The organism is Luteimicrobium subarcticum, from assembly GCF_002798015.1.
GTDB classification, from domain to species: Bacteria; Actinomycetota; Actinomycetes; order Actinomycetales; family Cellulomonadaceae; genus Luteimicrobium; species Luteimicrobium subarcticum.
Genome location: NZ_PGTZ01000010.1, coordinates 160,408 through 185,602, shown reverse-complemented (window position 1 = coordinate 185,602; position 25,195 = coordinate 160,408). Strand labels below are relative to the sequence as shown.

The 25,195-nt window shown below is 73.3% G+C and carries 23 protein-coding genes, 1 pseudogene and 1 riboswitch; of the genes and pseudogenes, 10 read left to right on the top strand and 14 right to left on the bottom strand.

Annotation, left to right across the window (positions count from 1 at the left end):
• Positions 1–40: 40 nt before the first annotated feature.
• Entirely contained in the window at positions 41–301 is a 261-nt protein-coding gene (locus CLV34_RS12950; RefSeq protein ID WP_100350720.1) for a DUF4235 domain-containing protein, read from the bottom strand.
• An 87-nt stretch (positions 302–388) separates the two neighbouring features.
• Positions 389–510: riboswitch (TPP riboswitch) on the top strand.
• An 80-nt stretch (positions 511–590) separates the two neighbouring features.
• On the opposite strand from CLV34_RS12950, the gene CLV34_RS12945 reads away from it, so the two are divergent.
• From CLV34_RS12945 to CLV34_RS12930, 4 genes are read left to right on the top strand one after another with little or no spacing between them, the layout of a single operon-like run.
• Entirely contained in the window at positions 591–1,700 is a 1,110-nt protein-coding gene (locus tag CLV34_RS12945) for a thiamine ABC transporter substrate-binding protein (protein ID WP_100350719.1), read from the top strand.
• Complete coding sequence (locus CLV34_RS12940) at positions 1,664–3,403, top strand: ABC transporter permease (protein ID WP_425436240.1); 1,740 nt, start codon at positions 1,664–1,666, stop codon at positions 3,401–3,403. The genes CLV34_RS12945 and CLV34_RS12940 overlap by 37 nt, the downstream gene beginning before the upstream one ends.
• Positions 3,400–4,518 carry an ABC transporter ATP-binding protein gene (locus tag CLV34_RS12935; protein ID WP_100350717.1) on the top strand — a complete coding sequence of 373 codons (1,119 nt, stop codon included), beginning with the start codon at positions 3,400–3,402 and terminating at the stop codon, positions 4,516–4,518. The genes CLV34_RS12940 and CLV34_RS12935 overlap by 4 nt, the downstream gene beginning before the upstream one ends.
• Positions 4,519–4,527: 9 nt before the next feature.
• On the top strand, positions 4,528–4,884 hold the full coding sequence (locus CLV34_RS12930; RefSeq protein WP_100350716.1) for a DUF4235 domain-containing protein: 357 nt from the start codon (positions 4,528–4,530) through the stop codon (positions 4,882–4,884).
• A 33-nt stretch (positions 4,885–4,917) separates the two neighbouring features.
• Here the strand turns inward: CLV34_RS12930 and CLV34_RS12925 are convergent, their stop codons facing one another.
• A complete protein-coding gene (locus CLV34_RS12925) occupies positions 4,918–5,346 on the bottom strand; it encodes a MarR family winged helix-turn-helix transcriptional regulator (protein ID WP_100350715.1) in 429 nt (142 codons plus the stop codon).
• Between the two features lie 63 nt (positions 5,347–5,409).
• Between CLV34_RS12925 and CLV34_RS12920 the strand changes: the two genes are divergently transcribed.
• Positions 5,410–6,192, top strand: a complete 783-nt coding sequence (locus CLV34_RS12920) for an alpha/beta fold hydrolase (RefSeq protein ID WP_100350714.1) — start codon at positions 5,410–5,412, stop codon at positions 6,190–6,192.
• 40 nt (positions 6,193–6,232) lie between these two features.
• Here the strand turns inward: CLV34_RS12920 and CLV34_RS12915 are convergent, their stop codons facing one another.
• The 4 genes from CLV34_RS12915 to CLV34_RS12900 all read right to left on the bottom strand — a co-directional run bounded on the left by CLV34_RS12915 (position 6,233) and on the right by CLV34_RS12900 (position 12,830).
• A complete protein-coding gene (locus CLV34_RS12915) occupies positions 6,233–8,482 on the bottom strand; it encodes a glycosyl hydrolase 53 family protein (protein ID WP_100350713.1) in 2,250 nt (749 codons plus the stop codon).
• 248 nt (positions 8,483–8,730) lie between these two features.
• Positions 8,731–9,840, bottom strand: coding sequence for a GNAT family N-acetyltransferase (locus tag CLV34_RS12910; protein ID WP_100350712.1), 1,110 nt, complete (start codon positions 9,838–9,840; stop codon positions 8,731–8,733).
• Positions 9,841–9,900: 60 nt separating this feature from the next.
• A complete protein-coding gene (locus CLV34_RS12905; protein ID WP_100350711.1) occupies positions 9,901–10,734 on the bottom strand; it encodes a DeoR/GlpR family DNA-binding transcription regulator in 834 nt (277 codons plus the stop codon).
• A complete protein-coding gene (locus tag CLV34_RS12900) occupies positions 10,734–12,830 on the bottom strand; it encodes a beta-galactosidase (RefSeq protein ID WP_100350710.1) in 2,097 nt (698 codons plus the stop codon). Before CLV34_RS12900 ends, CLV34_RS12905 begins: the two co-directional genes overlap by 1 nt.
• A 221-nt stretch (positions 12,831–13,051) precedes the next feature.
• On the opposite strand from CLV34_RS12900, the gene CLV34_RS12895 reads away from it, so the two are divergent.
• The 5 genes from CLV34_RS12895 (at position 13,052) to CLV34_RS12875 (ending at position 17,845) form a co-directional block, all read left to right on the top strand.
• Positions 13,052–14,401, top strand: coding sequence for an ABC transporter substrate-binding protein (locus CLV34_RS12895; RefSeq protein WP_100350709.1), 1,350 nt, complete (start codon positions 13,052–13,054; stop codon positions 14,399–14,401).
• An 82-nt stretch (positions 14,402–14,483) separates the two neighbouring features.
• Entirely contained in the window at positions 14,484–15,473 is a 990-nt protein-coding gene (locus CLV34_RS12890) for a carbohydrate ABC transporter permease (protein WP_100350708.1), read from the top strand.
• Between the two features lies 1 nt (position 15,474).
• Positions 15,475–16,389, top strand: a complete 915-nt coding sequence (locus CLV34_RS12885; protein ID WP_100350707.1) for a carbohydrate ABC transporter permease — start codon at positions 15,475–15,477, stop codon at positions 16,387–16,389.
• Positions 16,386–17,420: a LacI family DNA-binding transcriptional regulator gene (locus tag CLV34_RS12880; RefSeq protein WP_425436239.1), complete on the top strand. Its 1,035-nt coding sequence runs from the start codon at positions 16,386–16,388 to the stop codon at positions 17,418–17,420. The genes CLV34_RS12885 and CLV34_RS12880 overlap by 4 nt, the downstream gene beginning before the upstream one ends.
• Positions 17,421–17,491: 71 nt before the next feature.
• Positions 17,492–17,845, top strand: a complete 354-nt coding sequence (locus CLV34_RS12875; protein ID WP_100350706.1) for an RNA-binding S4 domain-containing protein — start codon at positions 17,492–17,494, stop codon at positions 17,843–17,845.
• 134 nt (positions 17,846–17,979) lie between these two features.
• On the opposite strand, the pseudogene CLV34_RS17355 reads toward CLV34_RS12875, so the two are convergent.
• From CLV34_RS17355 to CLV34_RS12840, 8 genes and pseudogenes are all read right to left on the bottom strand, one after another.
• Positions 17,980–18,063 (bottom strand): annotated as a pseudogene (locus CLV34_RS17355) (hypothetical protein); the annotation flags it as partial.
• A 47-nt stretch (positions 18,064–18,110) separates the two neighbouring features.
• Positions 18,111–18,683, bottom strand: a complete 573-nt coding sequence (locus CLV34_RS12870; RefSeq protein WP_157803841.1) for a hypothetical protein — start codon at positions 18,681–18,683, stop codon at positions 18,111–18,113.
• 166 nt (positions 18,684–18,849) lie between these two features.
• The gene (locus tag CLV34_RS12865; protein WP_100350704.1) at positions 18,850–19,587 is read right to left on the bottom strand and encodes a response regulator; all 738 of its coding nucleotides are present in this window, start codon (positions 19,585–19,587) and stop codon (positions 18,850–18,852) included.
• Positions 19,584–20,774, bottom strand: coding sequence for a sensor histidine kinase (locus CLV34_RS12860; protein WP_100350703.1), 1,191 nt, complete (start codon positions 20,772–20,774; stop codon positions 19,584–19,586). Before CLV34_RS12860 ends, CLV34_RS12865 begins: the two co-directional genes overlap by 4 nt.
• A gap of 192 nt (positions 20,775–20,966) precedes the next feature.
• On the bottom strand, positions 20,967–21,833 hold the full coding sequence (locus CLV34_RS17070) for a lytic polysaccharide monooxygenase (protein ID WP_170044684.1): 867 nt from the start codon (positions 21,831–21,833) through the stop codon (positions 20,967–20,969).
• A gap of 169 nt (positions 21,834–22,002) precedes the next feature.
• Entirely contained in the window at positions 22,003–22,764 is a 762-nt protein-coding gene (locus CLV34_RS12850; RefSeq protein ID WP_100350701.1) for a dienelactone hydrolase family protein, read from the bottom strand.
• Positions 22,765–22,900: 136 nt separating this feature from the next.
• The gene (locus CLV34_RS17230; RefSeq protein ID WP_281255199.1) at positions 22,901–23,683 is read right to left on the bottom strand and encodes a lytic polysaccharide monooxygenase; all 783 of its coding nucleotides are present in this window, start codon (positions 23,681–23,683) and stop codon (positions 22,901–22,903) included.
• A 209-nt stretch (positions 23,684–23,892) separates the two neighbouring features.
• Entirely contained in the window at positions 23,893–25,008 is a 1,116-nt protein-coding gene (locus CLV34_RS12840; RefSeq protein WP_100350699.1) for a branched-chain amino acid aminotransferase, read from the bottom strand.
• Between the last annotated feature and the right edge of the window lie 187 nt (positions 25,009–25,195).

Below are 25,195 nucleotides of genomic sequence, written 5' to 3'. Positions count from 1 at the left end.
GTCCGTCCTCATCTGCTCTGCCAGGCCTGCAGGGAGAACCTTAGTGGCCGCGCTTGAGGCGCCGTGCCGCGACCCCGGCGCCCTGCGTCGCCGCGCGCTGAGCCGCCGCACCCACCGCCGCCGCGAGCGCCGCGAACAGGATCGCCGCCGCCGCCGTGACCTCCGTGTCGGTCGCGTTGCGCGGGGCCTTCATGCCGCTGCGCGACCACACCGAACGGACGATCTTCTGCGCCGCCCACCCGGCCGCCGCCGACAGGACGGTCGTCAGCACCTGCGTCGTGATGTCGGGCTTCTCGGCCACGGGGAGCTCCTCGGTCGTGCGGTCGGCAGGGACCCCACCAACCTAGCCCGCGCGTCCCGCCCGCGCGCGACCCGGCGGTAGGCTGGGACCGAACGACAGGGGAGCGTCGTCGAGCCACGAGGCCCGGCGGGCGCTGAGAGTGCGGACCACCGCAGACCCTCGAACCTGATCCGGTTAGCACCGGTGGAGGAAGTCGGGATTCTCATCCGTCGTGACACCACCGGGTGCTGCCCGGGGGCCGTCACGGCGGACCCCTCCACAGCACCATGCGGAGGACACGTTGCAGAACATGACCGGCCGGGCGACCGGCAGAGCGAAGACGCTCACAGCACTCGCCCTCACCGTCGCCGGGGCCCTCGCGCTCGCCGGCTGCACCTCGGACGGCGACGCGTCGCCGTCGCCCACCGGCACGGGCGCCGTCGCGGCCACCGGGCCCGTCACCCTCGTCACGCACGACTCGTTCAGCATCGACAAGGCCCAGCTGGCCGCGTTCGAGAAGAAGAGCGGCATCACCGTCAAGATCGTCAAGCAGGGCGACGCCGGGCAGCTGACCAACCAGCTCGTCCTCACCAAGGACGCGCCCCTCGGCGACGCCGTGTTCGGCATCGACAACACGTTCGCGACCCGGGCGATGGAGGCCGGCGTGCTCGCCGACTACCGGTCCCCGGCCCTCCCGAAGGACGCCGAGCAGTACCTCGTGGGTACGCACCACGGCGGCGCGACCGACCAGCTCACCCCCATCGACTACGGCGACGTGTGCCTCAACGTCGACCACACCTGGTTCACGACGAAGAAGCTCGCCGAGCCGACGACGCTCGACGACCTCCTCAAGCCCGAGTACAAGGACCTCACGGTCGTCGAGAACCCGGCCACGTCGTCGCCCGGTCTCGCGTTCCTCCTCGCCACCGTCGCCGCGAAGGGCGAGGACGGCTACCTCGACTGGTGGAAGTCCCTCAAGGCCAACGGGCTCAAGGTCGACCAGGGCTGGGAGGACGCCTACTACACCGACTTCTCGGGCGCCGACGGCAAGGGCCCCCGGCCCGTCGTCCTGTCGTACTCGTCGTCCCCCGCGTACACGCTGAGCAAGGACGAGTCGTCCACCACCACGGGTGCGCTCCTCGACACCTGCTTCCGTCAGGTCGAGTACGCCGGCGTCCTCGCCGGCGCCAAGAACCCGGGCGCCGCGCAGAAGGTCGTGGACTTCCTGCTCTCGCCCGAGTACCAGAGCACCATCGCCGACCAGATGTACATGTACCCCGTGAGCCCCGACGCGACGCTGCCCACCGCGTGGGAGAAGTTCGCGCCGCTGGCCGACAAGCCGTGGGTCGTCGACCCCGACGACATCACGACGCACCGGGCGGAGTGGATCCAGGAGTGGACGGGGGCGGTCGTCGGGTGAGGTCTGCTCCACGGGTCGCGCTCTGGGGGGTGGCGGTCGTCGTGCCGCTCGCGTTCCTCGGCGTGTTCTTCGCGTGGCCCGTGGCGACGCTGGTCGGCAAGGGGTTCGTCGTCGACGGGCACGTCGACCTGTCCGGGTTCGCCGACGTGTTCTCCGCCGCCCGCACGTGGCGGATCGTCGGGCTCACCTTGCTGCAGGCCACTCTCGGGACGGCGGTCTCGGTGCTGCTCGGGGTGCCGGGCGCGTACGTGCTGTTCCGGTGCCGCTGGCGCGGGCGCGGCCTCGCGCGCGCCGTCGTGACCGTCCCGTTCGTGCTGCCCACCGTGGTCGTGGGCGTCGCGTTCCGGTCGCTGCTCGTCGACGGCGGCCCTCTCGGGTTCCTGCACCTCGACGGCACGTTCGCCGCGATCGTCCTCGCGCTCGTGTTCTTCAACTACACGGTCGTCGTGCGGACGGTCGGCGGGTTGTGGGAGCGGCTCGACCCGCGCGCCGAGCAGGCCGCCCGCGCCCTCGGTGCGTCGCCCTGGCGCGCCTTCCGGACCGTGACGCTCCCGGCGCTCGGCCCCGCGATCGCGAGCGCCGCCAGCATCGTGTTCCTGTTCTGCGCGACGGCGTTCGGGGTCGTCCTCGTCCTCGGTGGCATCCAGTACGGCACGATCGAGACGGAGATCTGGATCCAGACCACGCAGTTCCTGGACCTGCGGACGGCGTCGGTGCTGTCGGTGGTCCAGCTCGTCGTCGTGAGCGCGGTGCTCGTCGTCGCCGGGCGGGCGCGCAGCCGGCGGGAGCGGGCGCTGAGCCTCGCGTCCGACCGCCCGGTCGACGACCGCCGCCTGCGCCTGTGGCACCGCGCAGCCGACGGCACCCGGTCGCCGTGGGGCGGCGACCTCGTGCCCGCGCTCGTCACCGCGCTCGTCGTCGTGGTGCTGCTGCTCGTCCCGCTCGTGAACCTCGTGGTGCGCTCGCTGCGGGTCGACGGTGCCTGGTCGCTCGCGAGCTACCGCGCCCTCGGCACGGTCGGCGACCGCGGCGCGCTCTCCGTCACGGTGTGGGAGGCGGCCGGGAACTCGCTGCGGACGGCGTCGGTCGCCGCAGCCATCGCCGTCGTCGTCGGCGGGCTGGTCGCCCTCGTGGTGTCGCGCCGCCCTCGCCGGCGCCTCGGCCGGCGTGCGGTCGGCGCCCTCGACGCCGTCTTCATGCTGCCGCTCGGCGTGTCCGCCGTGACCGTCGGGTTCGGGTTCCTCGTGACGCTCGACCGGCCCCTCGGGATCCCGATCGACCTGCGCACGTCCGGGGCCCTCGTCCCGATCGCGCAGGCCGTCGTCGCGATCCCGCTCGTCGTGCGGTCGGTGCTGCCCGTCCTGCGTGCGATCGACCCCCGGCTGCGGGAGGCTGCGAGCACTCTCGGCGCGGCACCCGGACGCGTCCTGCGCACGGTCGACGCCCCCCTCGCGGCGCGGTCCCTCGGCCTGGCGATCGGGTTCGCGTTCGCGGCCAGCCTCGGCGAGTTCGGGGCCACGTCGTTCCTCGCGCGACCGGACGCCCCGACCCTCCCCGTCGCGATCTTCACCCTGATCGGCCGGCCCGGTGCAGGGAACTACGGCATGGCGCTCGCGGCGTCGTGCGTGCTCGCCGCGCTGACGGCGGCGGTGATGCTGCTCGCCGAGCAGCTCCGCGGCGAGCGGCAAGGAGGCGAGCTGTGAGCCCGACGACCCCCCGCGCGACCCCGGGCGCGGGCGCCCTCGAGGTGCAGGACCTCGTCGTCCGGTACGACACCGGGTCCCGGCAGGCGGTGCAGGCCGTCGACGGCGTGACCCTCGACGTCGCCCGCGGCGAGACGCTCGCGCTGCTCGGCCCGTCGGGCTGCGGCAAGTCGAGCCTGCTGCGTGCGGTCGCGGGGCTCGAGCCGGTCGCGTCGGGACGGGTGGCCTGGGGCGGCGACGACCTGGACGGCGTCCCGGTCCACCGCCGCGGGTTCGGCCTGATGTTCCAGGACGGCCAGCTCTTCCCGCACCGGACCGTCGCGGGGAACGTGGCGTACGGGCTGCGGTCGCGCGGCGGGTCGGGCGGTGACGGACCCGCGGGTGGCGGCCGCGTGTCGCGCGCGGAGCGCGACGGCCGGGTGGCCGAGCTGCTCGAGCTCGTCGGCCTCGCCGGGTACGGCGACCGGGCGGTCGCGACCCTGTCGGGCGGCGAGCGGCAGCGTGTCGCCCTCGCCCGGGCGCTCGCGCCGCGCCCCCGCCTGCTGCTGCTCGACGAGCCGCTGTCCGCGCTCGACCGCGGGCTGCGCGAGCGGCTCGCCGCGGACGTCCGCGCCGTCCTGCACGCGACGGGCACCACGGCCGTCTTCGTGACGCACGACCAGGACGAGGCGTTCACCGTCGCCGACCGGGTCGCCGTCATGGGCGGCGGACGTCTGCTGCGCGTCGCGACCCCGGAGGCGCTGTGGCGCGAGCCGGGCAGCCGGGAGGTCGCGTCCTTCCTCGGGTACCAGGCGTTCTGGCCGGCCGACGACGGGCTCCTCGCGGTCGGCCCGGACGGCCTGCGGGTCGTGGCGCCGGGCGCGCGTCCGACGCCTGACGGGGTGTGGCCGGGGACGGTCGCCGAGGTGGTGTTCCGGGGCGGGACCGCGCGCGCGACGGTCGACCTCGACGGGCCGGCCGGGCTCCAGCGGGTCGTCGCGGTCGACCCGGCGGGTGCCGCGACGCTCGGCGCGGACGTCCGCGTGACGCTCGACCGCGACCTCTGCACCGTGGTGCCCGACCCGGAGCGTGCCCCGGGCCTCCCAGCCCGCGCGGCGGCCGATGGCCGGGGCTAGTTTCGGTCCATGAGCAGCGAGACCCAGGACACCGAGACGCGGGCGGACGCCGACGACGTGCAGGAGATCCCGCAGTCCTCGCCGGACGCCCGCCGCGCCGCGAAGATCCTCTACAAGCCGTTCGGGATCGCGTCGTCCGTCGTGGGCGGTCTCGTCGCGGCGCGCGTGTTCCGTGCCGTGTACAAGAAGGCGACGCCCGGCGACCGCCAGGACCCGCCGACCGCCCTCCAGTCCGAGTACCGGCTGCGCGAGATCCTCATCGGGGCCGCCCTGCAGGGCGCGATCTACGCCGTCGTCAAGGCGAGCATCGACCGCGCGGGCGCGCGGGTGTTCCAGCGCTGGACGGGGGAGTGGCCGGGCGACTGAGCCGGCGGTTGACGCTTCCGGCGGCGCCGAGGATCAGAGCGCCGCGCCGGGTGCGTCGTCGACCAGGCGGCTGAGCATGTCGCCGAAGGCGGCCCGTTCGCTCGGGGTGAGGCGCTCGAAGGATGCCCGCAGCACGCCGTCCATCACCTGGGTGCCGGCGGCGAGCACGCGCTCGCCCTCGGGGGTGAGCTCGGGGCGGATCGCCCGGCCTGACCCGATCGTGCGACGGATGAGCCCGCGCGCCTCCATCCGGTGCGCGAGCGTGCCGAACGCCTGGTCGGTCTGGAAGGTCAGCACGGCGAGGTCGTGCAGGGACGCGCCGGGGTGCGCGTGGAGGTGGCGCAGCGCGTCCCACTGCACGATCGAGATGTCCAGGGGTCGGAGCGCCTCGTTGCCGGCGCGGTGATGCTTGGTCTGCAGACGCTTCACCGCCTGCCCGAGCTGCTGGGTGGTCAGAGCCATCCCGCCATCCTAAGACCCTCAGGTCAAGATGTTTATATCAGCATGTTGAGATAGGGTCATGGCATGCCGAGCGCCGACTCCACTCTCACCGTGACGACCTCCGCCGGACCGGTTCCGATCACGATCGCCGAGCGCGGCAGCGGGCGCGCGACGCTGCTCCTGCACGGCGGAGCCGGCCCGGCATCCGTCTCCGCGTTCGCCGACCTGCTCGCCACACGCACCGGAACCCACGTCATCACCCCTGTCCACCCTGGCTTCGACGGCACCCCCCGCCCCGCGGCGCTGTCCACGGTCCACGGGCTCGCCGAGCTGTACGCCGGCCTGCTCGACGCCCTCGACCTCGACGATGTGACGGTGATCGGCAACTCGGTCGGCGGCTGGGTCGCCGCCGAGCTGGCACTGCGCCGCTCGCCCCGCGTCGGACGGATCGCGGTCGTCGACGCCGTCGGCATCGACGTCCCGGGGCACCCCGTCGCCGACTTCTTCGCCCTCACCCCGGCCGAGGTCGCCGCGCACAGCTACCACGACCCGTCGAAGGCCGTGATCCCGGACCCGTCGACGCTCCCGCCCGCGGCACGGGACGTCCTGCTCGGCAACCGCGCCGCGCTCGCCGTCTACGGCGGCGGCATGACCGACCCCGGGCTGCTCGCACGGCTGTCCTCGGTCGACGTCCCCGCGCTCGTGGTCTGGGGCGAGGCCGACCGGATCGCGGACCCGGACTACGGACGCGCCTTCGCCGCTGCCATCCCGGGCGCCCGGTTCGTCCTGCTCGAGCGCACGGGGCACGTGCCGCAGATCGAGACCCCCGAGGCCCTGCTGGGCGCGCTGCGCGAGCTCGTCGCGTAGCGCGCCCAGCCCCTGCCTGCCCCCGACCGGTCCCCGCCGCCTACCGCTGGTGGCTCGCGCCCGGTCCGCGGTGGACGGGTGCGACCTTCGTGAGGCCGTCCAGCGCCGTCCGGAGGGCACGGGTCACCCGGGACAGCACGGCGGGCGCGGGTGCGGTCGCGCCGAGGGTCACGTCGGCGCCCGTCACCGCGGCGTCGAGCGTGGCGAGCGAGCGGGCCGTGTACCGGGACCGGTCGACGGCCGCGGCGCGCGCCACGAGCGCCCGGAGCGCGCTCGTGTCGACGGGCGTCGTCGTCGCGACGAGCCGGAAGTCGTCGAGCGCGCCCCACGCCCCCGACGACAGGGTCCCGCGGGCGCCGATCGTGACCGTGCCGTCGGCAGGGACCGTGACCTGCAGCGTCGGGGTGTGGAGCTCCGACCAGGCCGTCAGGCCGTAGGGCGCGGTGACGGTGCCCGCGGACGTCGTCGCGAACAGGTCGACGGTGTCTCCGGTGCCGAGCGCGCCGCCCTGGCCGGTCGACGTCAGGGTGTACGCGCCGGGCGCGAGCCCGCTGATCGTCTGGCTGCCGGTGAACGAGAACGGGGTGTCGAGCCAGAACGCGAGGGCGGTCGTGCCGTCGGACGCGTCGCCGGTGGCCTTGATCGAGGCGCCCGTGCCCGTGACGGTCCAGGCCGAGGACCCCGACTCGAAGCTGCCGTCGACCACGTGGTCCACCGCCCGGACCGTCACGGTCGCCGTCACGGACAAGGGGACGGTCCCGCGTGCGGTGTGCGTCGTCACGGTCCCCGGGATGCTGTAGGTCCCCGCGCCGGAGACGTCGTCGAGGACGTCCGCCCAGGAGACCCGCTCGCGGACCGCACGGCCGTCGTTGTACGTCACGGCGAGGGTCCTGGGCAGCTGCACGGGGTCGCCGACCGCGAGCGCGAGGTCGACCGGCGCGACGGAGTAGACGGCCAGGGGCGCGACGGAGCCCGTGCGCACGTACGAGAACACCTTGAGAGACGCGAGCGGGTACCCCGACGCGTCGAACATCGCCTGGTTGTCCCAGCCCGAGCCGCCCGGGTCGGTGCCCGCGGCGACGCCGGCCGCGTCCTTGTCGTAGGCGCTCGCGGCCGCGGTCGCCCAGCCCGACCCGAAGGCTGTCCACTTCTGCTGGTTGGCGGCGAGGGTGCTGGCCGGGCCCACGGGGATCCACGCGGGCTCCCAGTAGAAGACGCCGATGCCGGCGGCGCCGACGTCGTGCACGGCCTGGACGACGTCGTGCACCTCGGTCGCCTGCCCCTGGACGCTCACGGGGTACTGCGTCGCGACGCTCGCGGACGCGATGGTGTTCGGCTCGCCGTCACCGTCGGCGAGCGTGTACGCCCAGGACGTCTCGGCGACCATGACCTTCTTTCCGTAGGTGTCCGCGACGGCCTTGAGCTGCGCGGTGAGGTTCGCGAGCGAGCCGTGCCAGTACGGGTAGTACGAGCTCGCGAAGACGTCGTAGTCGACGCCGTACTCGTCGAGCTGGGCGGCGATGGTCGCGTACCCGTTCTCCGGGTCGGTGAAGTGGACGGCCACCAGCGCGTCCGGGAGGACGGCCCGCACCGCGGCGCTGCCCGCGGAGAACACGCGCGACATGTCCGCCATGCCGGTGACACCCGCGACGCCGTTGTTCGTCTCGTTCCCGACCTGGACCATGCCGACGTCCACGCCGGCGGCCTTGAAGTCCTGGAGCGTCGTGGTGGTGAAGGACGTCACCGCGGCGACGGTCTGGTCGACGGTGTACCCGGCCCAGGCCTTGGGCGCCTGCTGCTTGCTGGGGTCGGCCCAGAAGTCGGAGTAGTGGAAGTCGAGCAGCACCTTCATGCCGGCGGCGGTCGCGCGCTCGCCGATCTCCTTCGCCCGGGCGACGTCGACGTTCCCGGCGCCGTAGCCGTGGCCGGACCCGTCGCTCGGGTCGTTCCAGATCCGGATGCGGACGTCGTTGACGCCCGACTCCTTGAGCACGGTGAACAGGTCGGCCCTCTTGCCGCGGGCGTCGTGGAAGACGACGCCGCTCTCCTCCTCGGACAGGACCGTCGACACGTCGACGCCCGTCGAGAAGTCGGCGGGGAGGCCGGTGACCTGCCGGACGGTGACCCCGGCGCGCACCGGGCCCGTGCTGCCTGTGCCGTGGGTGCTCCCCGTGCTGCCGGAGCCGTGCGGGCCGGCCCAGGCGGCGGACGCGGGGGCGAGGAGGCCGATCGCGGTGAGCGTGGCCGTCGCGACGAGGCGGCGGCGCCTCGGTCGGTACGAGAGCTGCATGGGGGACCTTTCGTCACGTCGATCGTCGTCGTTCGAACGCGCCGGGCGGGCGGGCCACGGAGGGCCGACGTCCTCGTCGGGCTGGAGGCGACTGTACACGTTCACAGTTGTGCGTGACAGACCTAGCAATGATTCCAGCCGCAAGATAGCGCTGACTCAGTCATCAAACTGTGATCGTGCACAGTTGTCGGGCCAGGGCCCCGGGTCCGTCGAGCGACAAGGACGTCGCTCGGCCCAGCGGGCGCGCCTCATGCGAGACGCAGCTCCCAACCACCCCCGAGGGCCGTCACGCGGAACCCCAGGGCGACGTTGATCGCGAGCATGTGCTCGTTCTCGTCGGCGTTCCAGGTCACGACGCGCTCCACGGCCGGACGGTCGGCGCGCAGCGCCCGCAGGTTCGCGACCTTCACGAGCATCCCGAGACGGTGGCCGCGGTGGTCCGGGTCCACGATCGTCGCGTCCTGGGTCGCCCACCGCACGGACCCGTCCTGCGCGACGACCAGGACCGTGTAGGCGACGAGTCGTCCCGAGGCGACGTGCTCGGCCGCCGCCAGCAGGACGTCCTCGCCCGACCGGGCGAGCCGGTCGATCCACGCGCGCACGCGGTCGGCGTCCCAGACGTCCTGCTCGATCGTGAGCCCGCCCTGCGGTGCGTCCGTGGACATGCGGGTCTCGAGCGCGCCGACGTCGTGGAGCCGGGACTCCGGGACGTCCGGCCCGCGCCAGCCGTGCAGCACGTACCCGTCGGCGTGCGGCCGCGCCGCCGCGTCGAGCCCGTCGAGCAGCCCGGCCGACGGCACCTCGAGGGTCGACCGTCGCTCGACCTGCGCGAGCGTGGCGCCGCGGGCGGCGGCGAACCGCACCTCGGGGTCGTCGGCGGCGAGCTCGCCCGCCCCGGAGGCGGGGGTCACCGTCGCCGTCCCGGCCGGCGTGTCCGACGACGGCGGACGGTGCACGCTCCACGCCTGCACGACGTGCCGGCCCTCGCCGCGGACGACGTCCAGCGCGGCGTCCCACAGCGCGGCTCCGACACCCCGTCGCCGGTGGTCCGGGTGGACGACGAGGTCGACCTCGGCGGCGTCCGTGTTGGACGCGTCGAACAGGCGGACCCACGCGAACCCGAGCACGTCCTCGGGGGTGCTCGCGTGCGGTGCCACGGCGAGGACGGCGACGGAGTGGTGCGGTCCGGTCGTCCCGAGGACGACCTGGCGCCACCGTGCGGTCCGGAGCTCGTCCGTCGTGCCCGTGAGGTCGTGCCACCATGCCGCCTCGACGGCTTCCACGCCGCGCAGCGCCCAGTCGTCCGCGCCGCGGTCGGCGTCGGCGGTGCGGAGGGTCAGGAGCTCGAACGGGTCCATCCCTCCAGGGTCCGACCGCCACCGGCGGTCGGCCACCTCTTTCCCTGTGGTGCCGACGCATCAGTCGGTGTCCGGCTCCCCGGCCACGACGAGCCGGACATCCGCCGCGGCGAGCCGGGCGACGACCTCCGACGACGGCGGCGCGTCCGTCACGAGCACGTCGAGGTCGGCGAGCCCGCCCCACCGGGCGAGCCCGGGACGGTCGATCCGGTCGGCGGGGACCACCGCGACGGTCCGTGCCGCGGCGCGCTGCGCGGTCCGGCACACGGCGACCTCGTCGAACGCGCCGACGGTGAGCCGTCCGTCCGGCCCGAGGCCGGCGAGCTCGACGACCGCCAGGTCGACGTGCAGCGAGGCGAGAGTCTCCTCGGCGACCGGTCCGACGAGCATGCCGCGGGGCGACTGCTCGCCCCCGGGGAGCAGCGTGACGAGGCCGCGGTCGCGCTCGCCCGCGAGGAGGAGCGCGGCCCGGAGCGACGTCGGGACGACCGTGAGCGGGCGCGGGGCCCGACGCTCGGCGAGCGCGTGCGCGACCTGCTCCGTGACGCCCGCGCCGACGAGGACGACCGCGTCGCCGGGCGCGAGCAGGTCGACGACCGCGCGCGCGACGGCGGCGGTGACGACGGTCTCCCCGGGCCGCTCGTCCGGCGCGTCGGTGCCCGGTGCCTCGGAGGGACGGGCGCGAGGCCACGACCCCTCGACCTGCACCGCCCCGCCGTGGACCTTGCGGACCCGTCCGGCCGCGGCGAGCGCGCCGATGTCGCGCCGGACGGTGAGCGGCGAGACGCGCAGCCGCCCGGCGAGCTCACCGACGCGCACGGACCCGCGGCGGGCGATCTCGTCGAGGATGGCGTCGCGCCGCGCAGACGGCTCCACGGCGGGATCGGTCGTCATCACGGCCGCCGCTCCGAGCGGACCACGGCGACGTCGCCCGCCGGGACGACGAGCCGGCCGTCGACGTCCATGCCGGTGAGGAGGTCGTGGCCGGTCAGCTCGAGCGTGGCCGCCGCCGCGCCGTGGTTGACGACGAACAGGAAGTCGTCGGTCGTCCCGTGCCGGACCACGAGCTCGACGTCGTCGCCGATCCGGCGGGTGGCGACGCCCGCGTCGTGCGCCGCGGCCCGCAGCACCGACCGCAGCGCGACGCCGTCGAGCCGGGCGGCGACGTACCAGCCGTGCCCGGCGCCGTGCGCGTGCCGGGTGACGGCGGGGCCACCGGGGACGGGGCCGTCCCGGAAGGTCGCCACGGCCCGCGCGCCCTCGAGCCGCAGGTCCTCGGCCCAGACGTCGACCGCCGTCCCGTCGAGCATGTCGCCGAGGGCGTCGTCGGCAGAGCCTCCGGCCGACAGGTGCACGCGTTCGCCCGCGCGCAGCGGGGTGAACTCCTCGACGACGACCCCGAGCGCCTCGCGCAGCGGGGTGCCGAACCCGCCGGGGTGGAGGGCGTCGTCCTCGTCGACGATCGCGGAGAAGTAGGAGACGACGAGCGTGCCGCCGTCCTCGACCCACCGGGTGAGGCGTGCGGCGTGGTCGGCGCGCAGCAGGTACAGGGCGGGCGCGACCACGAGGTCGTACGCGGACAGGTCGGCGCCGGGGTGCGCGAAGTCGACGGTCACGTCCTCGTCGAACAGGGCCCGGTAGTAGGCGTCGCGCCGCTCGTCGGCGTCGAGGTCGACGCTGGGTCGCCACTCGAGTCCCTGCGCCCAGGACGACTCCCAGTCCCACAGGATCGCGACGCGCGGCCGGACGACGGACCCGTGGACGTCGGCGAGGCGGCGCAGGTCGGCGCCCAGCTCGACGACCTCGCGCCACACGCGGGTGCCGGTCCCGCCGTGGGGGAGCATCGTCGAGTGGAACTTCTCCACGCCGACGCGCGACGCGCGCCACTGGAAGAACCCGACGGCGTCGGAGCCGCGGGCGACGTGCTGGAGCGAGTTGCGCCGCATCTCGCCGGGCAGCTTCGCGACGTTGCGCGGCTGCCAGTTCACGGCCGACGTGGAGTGCTCCATGAGGAACCACGGGCGGCCGGCGGCGACGGACCGCACGAGGTCGGCGGCCTGCGCGAGCGTGACGTGGTTCCGCGGGTCGGCGGCGTCGAGGTAGTGGTCGTTCGACACGATGTCGACCTCGTCCGCCCAGGCCCACAGGTCGGTCGGACGCCCGTTGAAGCCCTGGAAGTTGGTGGTGACGGGCACGTCCGAGTGCTGCCGGATGGCGTCGCGCTCGATGCGGAAGCACGCGCGGAGCTGGTGGTCGGTGAAGCGTGCCCAGTCGAGCTGGTGCGCCGCGTTGACGACGCTGGCGGCGGGGCCGGGCGGTTCGACCTCGTCCCACGCGCCGTAGCGCTGGCCCCAGAACAGGGTGCCCCAGCGGCGGTTGAGCTCGTCGACGGTGTCGTACCGCTCCTGGAGCCAGTCGCGGAACGCGTGGCGGGCGTGGACCGAGAAGTCCTCGGAGACGGGGACGCCGTACTCGTTGTGGACGTGCCACAGCGCGAGGGCGGGGTGGGAGCCGTACCGGGCGGCGAGGGCGTCGGCGATGCGCCGGCACGCCTCGCGGTAGGCGGGGGCGCTCGGCGACATCGCGCCGCGCGAGCCGGGGCCGAGCGCGACGCCGTCGCGCGTGACGACGCGGGCGTCGGGGTACTTGGCGTAGAGCCAGGCGGGCGGTCCGGCCGTCGGGGTCGAGAGCACGACGCGGATGCCGGCGGCGTGCAGGCCGTCGATGACGCGGTCGAGCCAGTCGAGGTGGAGCTCGCCCTCGCGGGGCTCCATGAGGACCCAGGAGAACACCCCGACGGTCGCGAACGTGACGCCGGCCTCGCGCATGAGACGGACGTCCTCGGCCCAGGTCTCCTCGGGCCACTGCTCGGGGTTGTAGTCGCCGCCGTAGGCGATGCCGTCGAGCCCGGTCGCCCAGACCTGGGCCGTGTCGCGCGGTCGGCGCTGCCGTCGCGGTCCGGGTGGGGCCGGGGTGCTGGTGTCGTCCATGACACTCCATCAGGTCGTGCGAACACAGGGGTGGTCATTGTCTACACCACAAATGCTGTGAACGCACACAGTGTCTCGGAACCGTAACGATCGCTTTTCTCTGCGGTACTTGGACGTTGACAAGAGACACGGGCGTGCAACTACTGTGATCGTGCACAGCGGCTCGAGGCTCGAGTCGTACCCCGTCGCAACCGCGCGAGGGGCTTCAACGAGGAGGTCACGTGCGACCGCACACGTCAGTCAAGGCCGCCGCCGTCGTCGCAGCGGCGTCCGCACTCCTGCTCGCCGGATGCTCGTCGGACGACTCCGGCTCGGGTTCCGGCTCCGGTTCCGGCGCGTACACGACGCCCACCGACCCGGCACAGAAGATCGAGCTCACCTACTGGACCTGGGCGCCCGGCATGGACAAGGTCGCCGCCGTCTGGAACAAGGAGCACCCCACCATCCACGTCGAGGTGAACAAGCAGGACGGCGGCGACCCGGCCGTCACGAAGCTGCTCACCGCGATCAAGGCCGGCTCCGGCGCGCCCGACATCATGCAGGCCGAGTACCAGAAGATCCCGACCCTCGTCGCGTCCGACGCCCTCGCCGACATCAGCAAGGACATCGACCCCGCCACGAAGAGCGCGTTCGGCGACGGCTCCTGGAACGCCGTGACGCTCGGCTCCGACGCCGTCTACGCGGTCCCCCAGGACTCCGGGCCCATGGAGTTCTACTACCGTGCCGACGTCTTCGAGAAGTACGGCCTGACGGTCCCCACCACGTGGGACGACTACGCCAAGGTCGCCGAGGAGCTCCACCAGAAGGACCCGAAGGCGTACCTCGGGACGTTCTCGTCCACCGACGCCGGCTGGTTCACCGGTCTCGCACAGCAGGCCGGCGCGTCCTGGTGGGGTGTCGACGGCGACGCCTGGTCCGTCGACATCGACTCCGAGGCCACCCAGAAGGTCGCGACCTACTGGGGCAAGCTCGTCGAGGAGGGCGTCATCGACAACAAGCCGATGTACACGCCTGCGTGGAACAAGGCCCTCAACGACGGCACGCAGGTCGGCTGGATCTCGGCGATCTGGGCGCCCGGCGTCCTGTCGGGCAACGCGCCCGACACGAAGGGCCAGTGGAAGATGGCCAAGCTCCCGCAGTGGACCGCGGGCGACGACGCGACCGGCAACTGGGGCGGCTCCGCGACCGCGGTGACCACCCAGTCGAAGAACCCGCAGTACGCGGCGGAGTTCGTGACGTGGCTCAACACGTCGTCCGAGGCGGCCGACCTGCTCGTCTCGGAGGGTGGCCTCTACCCGGCCGCGCTGGCGTCGCAGAAGTCCGCGCTCACCAGCCCGCCCGACTTCTTCTCGAACCAGCCCGACTTCTACTCGCTCGCCGCCGAGATCTCCGGCACGGTCAAGCCGTTCACCTACGGCCCGAACGTCGACGTCGCGTACTCGGCGTACAACGACGAGTTCGGCAAGGCCACCAAGGCCAAGACGCAGCAGGCGTTCGGCGACGCGGTCACCTCGATGCAGAAGACCACGCTCGACAACCTCAAGAGCTCTGGCTACAACGTCAAGGAATGACCCGCACCGGCGGGCGCCCGGCACCGGACGCCCGCCGGTCCCGCGCCCGCGCGCACCGTCGCACGCACCCGAGGAGCACCGCATGACCACGACCACCGACCGCCCGACCGACGGGGCGTCGCCCACGGTGCCGTCGCCGGCCCCGACCGGTGGCGCGCCCGCCCGCCGCCGGAGCCGCGGGACCGCCGCCGCGCCCTACGCGTTCGTCGCGCCCGCCGCCGTGCTGTTCGTGCTGTTCCTCGCGCTGCCGATCCTCTACGCCGTCTACCTCAGCTTCCGCAAGGTGAAGGTCTCCGGCCTCGGGCTCGGGAAGGGGTCGCACACCGAGGTGTGGGCCGGCTTCGAGAACTACCGGTCGTCGCTGTCCGACCCCGACTTCGTGGCGTCCGTGGTCCGGGTGCTCGTGTACGGCGTGATCCTCGTGCCGACGATGCTCGGCCTCGCGCTGCTGTTCGCGCTCCTGCTCGACGCCCACCGCGTCCGGTCGAAGCCGTTCTCGCGCGTCTCGATCTTCCTGCCCTATGCCGTCCCGGCCGTCATCTCGTCGCTGCTGTGGGGCTTCCTGTACCTGCCGGGCGTCAGCCCGTTCACGTACGTCACCGAGAAGCTCGGGTGGGGCTCACCGGACATCCTCAACTCCGGGTGGGTGCTGTTCGCCATCGCGAACATCGCCCTGTGGGGCGGCGTCGGGTTCAACATGATCGTCATCTACACCGCCCTCAAGGCGATCCCGTCCGACCTGTACGAGGCCGCGCGCCTCGACGGCGCGACCGAGCGGCAGATCGCGTGGCGCATCAAGGTCCCGATCGTCATGCCGTCGCTCATCCTGACGTTCCTGTTCTCGATGATCGCGACGCTCCAGGTGTTCGCCGAGCCCATGACCCTCAAGCCGCTCACGAACACCATCGCGTCGACGTGGAGCCCGCTCATGACGGTCTACCGGAACGCGTTCATCCGCAACGACATCTACTCGGCTGCCGCGCTGTCCGTCGTCATCGCGCTCGCGACCCTCGTCCTCTCGTTCGGCTTCCTGCGCCTCGTGCAGCGCCGTGCGTTCGCCCAGGAGAAGTGACATGACCGCCACCACCCTCCCCGCCCCGACCGCGCCCGGACGACCCGGCCCCGACGGAGCTGCCGGCCGCCCCGCTGGTCGTACCGCCGGTCGTACCGCCTGGGGCGGCACGACCGTCCTGCTCCTCGGGGCGGCCTACTGCCTGCTCCCCGTCGTGTGGGTCGTCATCGCGTCGACCAAGAGCGCCGGAGAGCTGTTCAGCACGTTCACCCTCGCGCCCTCGACCCACCTGTGGGACAACATCACCGCGCTGTCCGACTACCGCGGTGGCCTCTTCTGGCGCTGGATGCTCAACACGGCCCTCTACGCGGGCGTCGGCGGCGTGCTGTCCGTCCTCGTGTCGGCGATGGCCGGCTACGGGCTCGCCAAGTACTCGTTCCGCGGCAAGACGGCGACCTTCAACGTCATCCTCGCGGGCGTGCTCATGCCCGCGGTCGTCCTCGCGATCCCGCAGTACCTGCTGCTCGCGAAGGTCGGCATGACCAACACGTACTGGGCCGTCCTGCTGCCGAGCATCATCAGCCCGTACGGCATCTACCTGTCCCGCATCTACGCGGCGGCCGCCGTCCCCGACGACGTCATCGAGGCCGCCCGGACCGACGGCGCGGGGGAGGGGCGGATCTTCTTCCGGCTCGCGGTGCCCATGATGATGCCGGGGCTCGTCACCGTGTTCCTGTTCCAGTTCGTCGCCATCTGGAACAACTTCATGCTGCCGTACATCATGCTCGGCAACGACAAGCTCTTCCCGCTCACCGTGGGGCTGTCGGGCCTGCTCAACCAGGGTGCGACCCAGCCCGCCATGTACACGTCCGTCATCACGGGGGCGCTGCTGTCGATCATCCCGCTCGTCGCGCTGTTCCTGACGCTCCAGCGGTTCTGGCAGGTCGATCTCGCTGCGGGTGCCGTGAAAGCATGACCCGCATGATCACCGACAAGGCCGGTGCGACCCCGCGTCGCCGGCCGACGATCAAGGACGTCGCCGCTGCCGCCGGCGTCTCGCGCGGGACGGTGTCCCGCGTCCTCAACGGCGGGCACTGGGTGTCGCCCGACGCGCTCGCCGCGGTCGAGGCCGCCATCGAGGCCACCGGGTACTCGGCCAACCAGCACGCCCGCAGCCTCGTGACCGGACGCTCGAACTCGATCGCGTTCCTGCTCACCGAGCCGCAGCACCTGCTCTTCGAGGACCCGAACTTCTCGGTCCTGCTGCGCGGGTCGGCCCAGGAGCTCGCACGGCGCCGCATGCCGCTGCTGCTCATGGTCGCCGGCACCAAGGAGGAGCAGCGCAACGTCGTCGACTACGTCGGGTCGGGCCACGTCGACGGCGTGCTGCTCATCTCGTCGCACGCCGGCAACACGGTGCTCCGCTCGCTGCAGGAGCGCGGCATCCCGACGATCGCGTGCGGCATCCCGCTCGGGTTCGAGAGCACGGTCGGGTACGTGTCCGCGGACGACCGCGCCGGCGCGCGCACCATGGTGCGGCACCTGCTGGACGGGGGACGACAGCACGTCGCGATGATCACCGGCCCCATGGACACGCCCGGCGGACGGCTGCGCCTCGACGGGTACCGCGACGAGCTGGGCGACGCCTTCGACCCGACCCTCGTCGCGCACGGCGACTACTCGCGCGACAGCGGCGCCCGCGCCATGGCCGAGCTGCTCGAGCGACGGCCTGACCTCGACGCTGTGTTCGTCGCCTCCGACCTCATGGCCTCCGGCGCGTACATGACGCTGCGGACGGCGGGGATCTCCGTTCCCGGGCAGGTCGCCGTCGGCGGCTTCGACGACGCGGGCATCGCGGAGGCGCTCGACCCGCCGCTCACGTCCATGCGGCAGCCGTTCGACCGCATCAGCGCGGAGATGGTGCGGCTGCTGCTGTCCGTCATCGACGGGGAGACGCCGGCTGCCGTGACCGTCCCGGCGTCGCTCGTGGTGCGCGCCAGCACCTGACGCGCGAGTGCTGCTGCGCCGGGCGCGCCCCGCCCGCACCAGCACGCTGCGGTCGGGGGGAGGATGGACCCGTGCGGGTGGACATGTGGCTCTGGACGGTCCGGCTGGCGAAGTCGCGGTCGGTCGCGACCGCGTGGTGCCGGGCGGGTCGCGTGCGCGTCAACGGCGGCAGCGTCAAGGCGTCAGCGACCCTGCGGACGGGCGACCGCGTCACGTTCCGGACGGACCGCGAGCGCGACGTCGAGGTGGTCGAGCTCGTGCCGAAGCGTGTCGGCGCGCCCGAGGCCGCGAAGGCCTACGTGGACCACTCGCCGCCGCCGCCGGAGCGCGGGTTCGCAGGGCCTGCGGGCCTGCGCGATCGCGGCGCCGGCCGCCCCACCAAGCGCGAGCGCCGCGAGATCGACCGCCTCCGCGGCCGCGCCTGAGCCCCGCAGGCTACGACTCCGTCTGGCGCGGCCCGGGCATTGCGGACGCCTCCATCGCGTCGAAGACCCTCCGCCGGAGGAGCTCGTACTGCTCCCGGTGGTAGCGGGAGTCCGCGGTGAGGTCCGTCCGGAAGCCGGTTCCAGCAGTGGTTGCCGATCTTGGTGCCGTCCACGTGGACCTCGGCCAGGATCAGGTCGCCACCGAGGATGTCCTGCACGACCAGGGCGTCATGCCGGACTCCGCGGTGATGGCCATGCGAACTGCCTAGCCAGCAAGACCCAGGCGACGTGCCGCGTCGCCGAGCGGGAAGGTGCCGGCGTCGCTGTGGCCGGCCGTGCCGTCGACGACGGGGAACACTCCCTGATCAGGCGAAGTCAGGTAGGCCACCCCGGAGTCAGAGACCTTGACGAAGACCGCATACTCGGTCCCGGTCCGCAGCTCGACCGAGTCGTCCGTGCCGTTGTCGACCGGCAGGGTCAGCGTGACCGTCTTGTGGTCGAAGTCGGGATCGCTCGCCTCCACGTCGGCGTGGACGATGTCTTGGTCCATGCCCTCGATCACGGCCTTCTCGATGCCCGTCACCGAGATCAGCAAGGCATGGTCCGAGGCGGACTCAAGGGCGCCGAGGGACGCGTAGAACGGCGAGTCGCCAGCAGCCTGCTGGTCTCCCGAGCTGCACGCGGCCAACGTCGCGGCGAGCGCGATGCACAGGGCGGAGGTCCTGGTAGCCCCGGACTTCCGGCGCTCACGGGATGGCTGTCGAGGGTCCGGTCGCACGAAGTGCATGGTCATTCCGACGCTCCATCGTGTCGCGGTGGCGAGCGGGATCTGCGTCATTGTCAGCCGGCTCAGGGACATCTGAACGCTACTTGAGCTTTGTCAGCATTCGCCGAGATATCCATGATGTGGAAACGCTGCGAATTGGTTGAGCGTCCTCCCGAGCACGTCATGTCATGGGCATGTCGGGCCGGTCGCCGGTTCAGGGGCACGTATGACCATGCACTCAGCCGTCCGACGGGTCGAGGCGCGCGTCGCGGACCAGCAGCGCCAGACGCGTGCGGTTGGGGCAGCCCAGCTTGTCGAGCACGCTCGACACGTACGCCTTGACCGTCGGCAGGGACAGGAACAGCGCGCTCCCCACCTCGGCGTTGGACGCCCCCTGCCCGACCAGCTGCGCCACCTCGCGCTCGCGCGGCGTCAGGGCGGCCAGGGCGGCGCGGGCCTCGTCCTGCGCCGCGGTGACCGTCGTCAGGTGCGTCACCAGGTGGCGGGCGACGGCCGGCGCCAGCACCGGCTCGCCCGCCGCGGCGGCGAACACCCCGGCGACGATCCGGTCCGGGGGTGCGTCCTTCAGCAGGTACCCGGCCGCGCCGGCCTGCAGCGCCCCGGCCACCTCGTCGTCCGTGTCGAACGTCGTCAGGACGACCACGCGGGGCGCCGTAGGACGCCGGGTGACCCGGCGCGTGGCCTCGATCCCGCGCACGCCCGGCATCCGCAGGTCCATGAGGACGACGTCCGTGGGGTGCGCGTCCAGGACCGGCTCCAGCGTGCCCCCGTCGGACGCCTCGCCGACCACCTCGATCCGCCTGACTCCCCGGTCGCCGCCGCGCGTCCCGTCGAGCACCCCCTCGCGCACCCCCTCGCGCACCCCGTCGAGCAGGGTCACGAGCGCGCGCCGGACCAGCGCGTCGTCGTCGACCACCACGACCCGCACCGGGGCGTCCCCGGCTCGGCCGCTCATCCGACCCGCTCCGGTGCGACGGGCAGGTCGACCCGCAGCGTCCACCGGGCGTCGACCACCCCGGCGTCGAGCCTGCCGCCCAGCGCTGCCGCGCGCTCGCCCAGGCCGGCGAGCCCGACCCCCGGCCGGTGCGCCGGCGCGTCCGGGCGGGGGACGGGGTTGCTGGCGACCACCCGGACCCACCGCGCACCGGTGTCCGGGCCTCCGGCGTCCACTGCCACGTCGAGCCGCACGACCTCGCCCGGGGCGTGCCGCCGCGCGTTCGTCAGCGCCTCCTGGACGGTGCGCGCCACCGCGCCGCGCGTCGTCGCGGTGAGCGCGACGACCGCCGGGTCGATGGTCGGCTCGACCGGCGTGCCCGCGTGCCGGGCCTCGGTCACGAGCGTGTCGAGGTCGGGCACCGTCGTCTCCGGGTCGCGCAGCACCCCGATCACGGCGCGCAGCTCGTCGAGAGCCTCGGCCACCCCGTCCCGGACGACGAGCGCGGCCGCAGCGAGCCGCTCCGGCGGAGCGTCCGGGCGGTAGGCGACGGCGCCGGCGCTCGCGGCGACCAGCGACAGCCGGTGGGCGAGCGTGTCGTGCATGTCGCGGGCGATGCGGAGGCGTTCGTCGCGGCGCGCCTGCTCGGCGCGGCGGTCCCGGTCGGCCTCGGCGGCGCGGACGCGTCCACGCAGCGACGCGACGAGGTCGGCGCGCGTCCGCGCGTACGCGCCCCATCCGAGCAGCGCGGCGTGGACCCCCACGTCGCACAGCAGCCACCAGCCGTACCCGATCCCGACGTCGCGCCACGCGCCGCGCACGGCCTGCCCGGCCGCGCCCGCCACGGCCGCGGGGATCGCGGAGCGCAGGGGCATGGTCCGTGCGACCACCAGCGTCGTCATGGTCGACGCGGGCATCGCGCCCGGCGACAGGGCACCGAGGGCGGCGAGCGCGCCCGCTCCGGTGGCGAGGGCGCGCCGGCGCGGGACGTCCGACACGCTGATCAGCACGAACGCCGCGCCGAGCACGGACAAGACCCCGCAGACGACGTCGAGCGCGAGGTGCTGCGGCGGCTGCTCGGACACGACGGCGAGGACGGTGAGCACCGCGATCGCCGCGGTGGAGACGGCCACACCGGCGCGGGACAGGCCGGTCCAGCGGGCGGTGCAGTCCGCCTCGCCGGTGCTCGGCGTGCTGTGCGTGGTCATGGTGCCTCCTCGGGTGGGTCGGCCGGACGGCCATGCCACGAGGCTAGGAACGGCACCAGCCTGCCACTACCGACCAAGGGATGGTCCGGGGAAGCACAGGGACGGGTCGTGCTGACGCGCGTCGACCCCGGCGCGCTGGGCCCTCAGCCCTGGGCGCCGGGGTCGACGTGGTGCGAGAGGTGGTGGCGCGGGTCAGCAGGCGCTGACGAGCTCCCACGCACCCCACTGCTGGGACCCCGGCGTCTCGCCGGTGGTCCACCACTTCGCCTTGTAGAGCGAGCCGTTGTACGTGGCCGTGTTGCCGCCCACGTAGACGAGCGAGCTGCTCCACGCGGCCGCCGTGCACGAGCCGGACGTGGCCGTCGCGGTCGGCGTGGCGGTCTTCGTGGGGGTGGCCGTGGCGGTCGGGGTGGCCGTCTTGGTCGGCGTCGCGGTGGCCGTGGGCGTGGCCGACTTCGTGGGGGTCACGGTCGGCGTGGCGGTAGCCGTCGGGGTCACGGTCGGCGTCGAGGTGGGCGTGCCGGGGTCGGTGCCGTTCGCCGTGACCGTCAGGTCGACGCACGAGTAGAACGCGTTCACGGTGTCCGCGATGTTCCAGCGGGCCAGGATGGTGTGCTGGCCGGTGGGCAGCCCGGTGACGGTGTGCGACACGGTCGCCGCGGGCTGCTTGTTGCCGCCGTCGAACGTCTTGAACAACGTGCCGTCGACGAAGTACTCCCACGACGCGGTGGAGTGCAGCGCGGTGTTCTTCCACTGGAAGGTGACGGACGTGCCGGTCGTCGTGCGCGGCCACGCGAGCGTGTTGTCGTCGAGGATCGTGAACGCGCTGCCGCCCGAGCACTTCAGAGAGCCCTTGGGGGCCTCCACGCTCTGGGGCTCGTACTTGATCTCGCCGCAGTCGAACGACGTCCTGCCGGTCGAGCAGAAGTCCTGTCGGCTCGACGGCGACGTGATCCAGCCGTGTGCGTCCGCTGCGGGGGCGATCAGGATGCCTGCGGTGAGCGCCGCGAGGGCGGCGGTGAGCGCCGCTGCGGCGGCGCGGAGGGGTGATCGAGTCATGGGACCTCGCTTCATCGGGGGACCGCCTCGGACCTCTGGCCTAGGACGGGCTAGCCTCACGACGCTAGGAACTCTGACAACTCAGGCGCAATCGTGCGAACCGCGTATGTAAAGACCCCTACCAGTTGCATGTAGCAACTATCGACCCCGGCGGGAGGGCGACGAGAGGTCACCCCGGACGGCCGCCGAGGTGCCGGGCGAAGAACCGCGCGGCGTCCTCGCCCGCGAACGCCGGGACGCCGCGGTGCCCGCCCAGGTTCGCCTGCAGGGTCTTCTCGGGCGAGCCGATCGCGTCGAACAGGTCGAGGGACGCCTGTCGGTCGTTGCCCTCGTCGTCCCACTGCAGCAGCACGTGCACGGGGACGGTGAGGCGGCGCGCCTCGTCCACCGTGGTGCCGGGCAGGAAGCTGCCCGCGAACAGGCCGAGCGCCGCGATCCGTGGCTCGACGAGCGCCAGCCGGACTCCGATCGCGACGATGCCGCCCGAGTACCCGGCGGGTCCACCGACCTCGGGCAGGGCGCCCAGCGCGTCGAGGGCACCACGGTGCTCGGGGACCGACCGGTCCACGAGGGGAAGGACCAACCGGTCGACCACGTCGTCGGGGACCGGCTCACCGGCCGCCAGCGCGGCGCGCAGGTCGGCGCGTGCCGCGTCGACCTCCTCGAGACGAGCACGCTCGCCGCTGCCCGGGAGCTCGAGGGCCGCGGTGGCGAACCCGTCCCGCGCGGACCGTCGCGCGCGTCCCGCGAGCCGGGGGGACATCGCGTCCAGGCCGCCGGGGTGGCCGAGCAGGATCAGCGGCGCGGGTGCGGACTCGGAGGCGCCGGCCGGCGTCCACAGGATGCCGGGGACTGTCGCGCCGTCCACGTCGAGCGTGAAGCGGCGTTCGGTGAGGCCGTCGTCGAGGGTGCGGGCGGTGTCGAGACGCATGCGCAAGCCGTACCACCCGGACGTGCTGCGCGGCACGCTGAAAAGCCCGCCGCCCTCGCCGGCCGGACCGGACGCGCGCGGGCCGGCCGGGTCGCGGAGGACCCGGCCGGCCCGAGGCGTCCGGGGACGGACGTGGCTAGCAGGTGCCGAGGAGCTTCCAGGGACCCCAGGCGGTGTTGCTGGGCGTCTCGCCCTGCGTCCACCACCTGGCCTGGTAGAGCGACCCGTTGTAGGTCACCGTGTTGCCACCGACGTAGGCCAGCGAGGAGCTCCACGCGGCCGCCGAGCAGGTGCCCGGGGTGGTCGGGGTGGGCGTGGCCGTCTTCGTCGGAGTGGTCGTCTTCGTGGGGGTGACGGTCGGCGTCACGGTCGGGGTGGGCGTCGCGGTCGGCGTACCCGGGTCCGTGCCGCCCGACGAGATGTTGAGGTCGACGCACGAGTAGAACGAGTTGGCCGTGTCGGAGATGTTCCAGCGGGCCAGGATCGTGTGCTGGCCGGTCGGGAGCCCCGACACCGTGTGCGAGAAGCTGAACGGGGGCTGCTTGTTGTTGCCCGCGAACGTCGTGAACAGCTTGCCGTCCACGAAGTACTCCCACGACGACGTGGCGTGCGCCGCCGTGAGCTTCCACTGGAACGTGACCGTCGTGCCGGTGTTGGTCCGCGGCCACGGCTTGGAGCTGTCGTCCAGGATCGTGAACGCGCTGCCGCCGGAACACTTCAGCGACCCGTGCGGTGCTTCCACGCTCTGCGGCTCGTACTTGATCTCGCCGCAGTCGAACGACGTCTTGCCGGTCGAGCAGAAGTCCTGCCGGCTCGGCGGTGACGTGATCCACCCGTGGGCGGACGCGGACGGTGCGACGAGGACGCCCACCGTCAGAGCCGTGGCGAGCGCTGCGACGCCCGCGACGGCGGTTCTCAACCTGCTTCTGGTCCGTGCTCGTGTCATGAGGCCTCACTTCGTCGTGGGGGCCTGTCCGGGCATCGTTCGCCCGTGCGACAGGGCTGACCCTTCGACACTAGGAGGGGTGCCGGGTTCGTCCCATCGTGCGGTCCACGTAGATCGGGGGCCGTCGGGTGTACGGGGACCGCGCAGCCCGGCCCTCCCTGGCCGGCCGGCCCGCCGGCACGTCAGGCCGGGACGACCTCGCGCAGCCAGCCGCGGGTGTCCTCCGCGCGCCCGTACTGGACGTCCAGGAGCGCCGTGCGGATCGCGAGGGCGGTCGTGCCCGGTGCACCGTCGCCCACGGTCACCTCGTAGTCGTCGCCGGTCGCTGCGTCGCGTCCCCGGAACGCGGTGACGGGCGTGATGACGGCCGCGGTCCCGGCGGCGAACACCTCGCGCACGCGTCCGGAGGCGAGGTCGTCGCGCAGCTCGGCGAGCGACACGCGGCGCTCGGTGGTCCGCAGGCCGAGGTCGGGGGCGAGGTCGAGGATGCTGTCGCGCGTGACGCCCTCGAGGATCGTGCCGAGGCTCGGGGTGACGAGCTCGCCGTCGTCCGTGACGAGGAACAGGTTCATGGTCCCCGACTCCTCGAGCCAGGCGTGCTCCTCACCGTCGAGGTAGAGCACCTGGTCGCAGCCGTGCTCGCGCGCCTCCGCCTGCGCCGCGAGGGACGCCGCGTAGTTCCCGCCGCACTTGGCCGCGCCCGTGCCGCCGCGGCTGGCACGCGTGTACTGCTCGGTGACCCACAGGGCGACGCCCTGCACGCCGCCCGCGAAGTACGGGCCGGCGGGGCTCGCGATGACCGAGTACGTGACCTCCTGCGAGGGCCGCACCCCGAGGAACGCCTCCGTCGCGATCATGAACGGCCGGATGTACAGGCTGGCCTCGTGGGACGCGTCGCGCGGCGTCGGGACCCAGGCGGCGTCGGCCTCGACGAGCGCGGCGACGGTCGCCACGAAGTCGTCCTCAGGCAGGACCGGCAGGGCGAGGCGCTCGGCCGACTGCGCGAAGCGGCGGGCGTTCTTCTCCGGACGGAACAGGTGCACGGATCCGTCCGCGTGGCGGTACGCCTTGAGCCCCTCGAAGATCTCCTGGCCGTAGTGCAGGACCGCGGCGCTCGGGTGCAGCGAGAAGGGCGCGAGGGCGGTGATCTCGGCGTCCTGCCAGGCGCCGTCCTGCCACCGCGCGACCGCCATGTGGTCCGTGAAGTACCGGCCGAACCCGGGATCGGCCAGGATCGCGGCCCGTGCGTCGTCGGCGAGCGGGGCGGGAGCAGGGTGGACGGCGAGGTCGAGGGTCACGTTCCGATGCTACGGCGGCCCGCAGGGCGGGCTGCGCGGGCGCCGGCAAGTTACGTCCGGGTAACATGCCTGCGACAAGCATCTACAGGGTCTTCTCAGCCTCCGCCTCGCGACGTAGCGTGGCGGCGCAGCACGGTCGGGTCCGCTCGCGCAACGGGTCGGGTGGACGACGGCGGGCCCGCTCCGG

Bases quoted from the DNA above. Each gene is read 5' to 3' on its own strand.
- CLV34_RS12880 (WP_425436239.1), top strand. From the start codon at position 16,386: ATGACCCGCATGATCACCGACAAGGCCGGTGCGACCCCGCGTCGCCGG.
- CLV34_RS12925 (WP_100350715.1), bottom strand. From the start codon at position 5,346: ATGGCTCTGACCACCCAGCAGCTCGGGCAGGCGGTGAAGCGTCTGCAG.
- CLV34_RS12915 (WP_100350713.1), bottom strand. From the start codon at position 8,482: ATGCAGCTCTCGTACCGACCGAGGCGCCGCCGCCTCGTCGCGACGGCC.
- CLV34_RS12885 (WP_100350707.1), top strand. From the start codon at position 15,475: ATGACCGCCACCACCCTCCCCGCCCCGACCGCGCCCGGACGACCCGGC.
- CLV34_RS12945 (WP_100350719.1), top strand. From the start codon at position 591: ATGACCGGCCGGGCGACCGGCAGAGCGAAGACGCTCACAGCACTCGCC.
- CLV34_RS12860 (WP_100350703.1), bottom strand. From the start codon at position 20,774: ATGACCACGCACAGCACGCCGAGCACCGGCGAGGCGGACTGCACCGCC.
- CLV34_RS17070 (WP_170044684.1), bottom strand. From the start codon at position 21,833: ATGACTCGATCACCCCTCCGCGCCGCCGCAGCGGCGCTCACCGCCGCC.
- CLV34_RS12920 (WP_100350714.1), top strand. From the start codon at position 5,410: ATGCCGAGCGCCGACTCCACTCTCACCGTGACGACCTCCGCCGGACCG.
- CLV34_RS12890 (WP_100350708.1), top strand. From the start codon at position 14,484: ATGACCACGACCACCGACCGCCCGACCGACGGGGCGTCGCCCACGGTG.
- CLV34_RS12905 (WP_100350711.1), bottom strand. From the start codon at position 10,734: ATGACGACCGATCCCGCCGTGGAGCCGTCTGCGCGGCGCGACGCCATC.
- CLV34_RS12910 (WP_100350712.1), bottom strand. From the start codon at position 9,840: ATGGACCCGTTCGAGCTCCTGACCCTCCGCACCGCCGACGCCGACCGC.
- CLV34_RS12865 (WP_100350704.1), bottom strand. From the start codon at position 19,587: ATGAGCGGCCGAGCCGGGGACGCCCCGGTGCGGGTCGTGGTGGTCGAC.
- CLV34_RS12850 (WP_100350701.1), bottom strand. From the start codon at position 22,764: ATGCGTCTCGACACCGCCCGCACCCTCGACGACGGCCTCACCGAACGC.
- CLV34_RS12900 (WP_100350710.1), bottom strand. From the start codon at position 12,830: ATGGACGACACCAGCACCCCGGCCCCACCCGGACCGCGACGGCAGCGC.
- CLV34_RS12870 (WP_157803841.1), bottom strand. From the start codon at position 18,683: ATGACGCAGATCCCGCTCGCCACCGCGACACGATGGAGCGTCGGAATG.
- CLV34_RS12930 (WP_100350716.1), top strand. From the start codon at position 4,528: ATGAGCAGCGAGACCCAGGACACCGAGACGCGGGCGGACGCCGACGAC.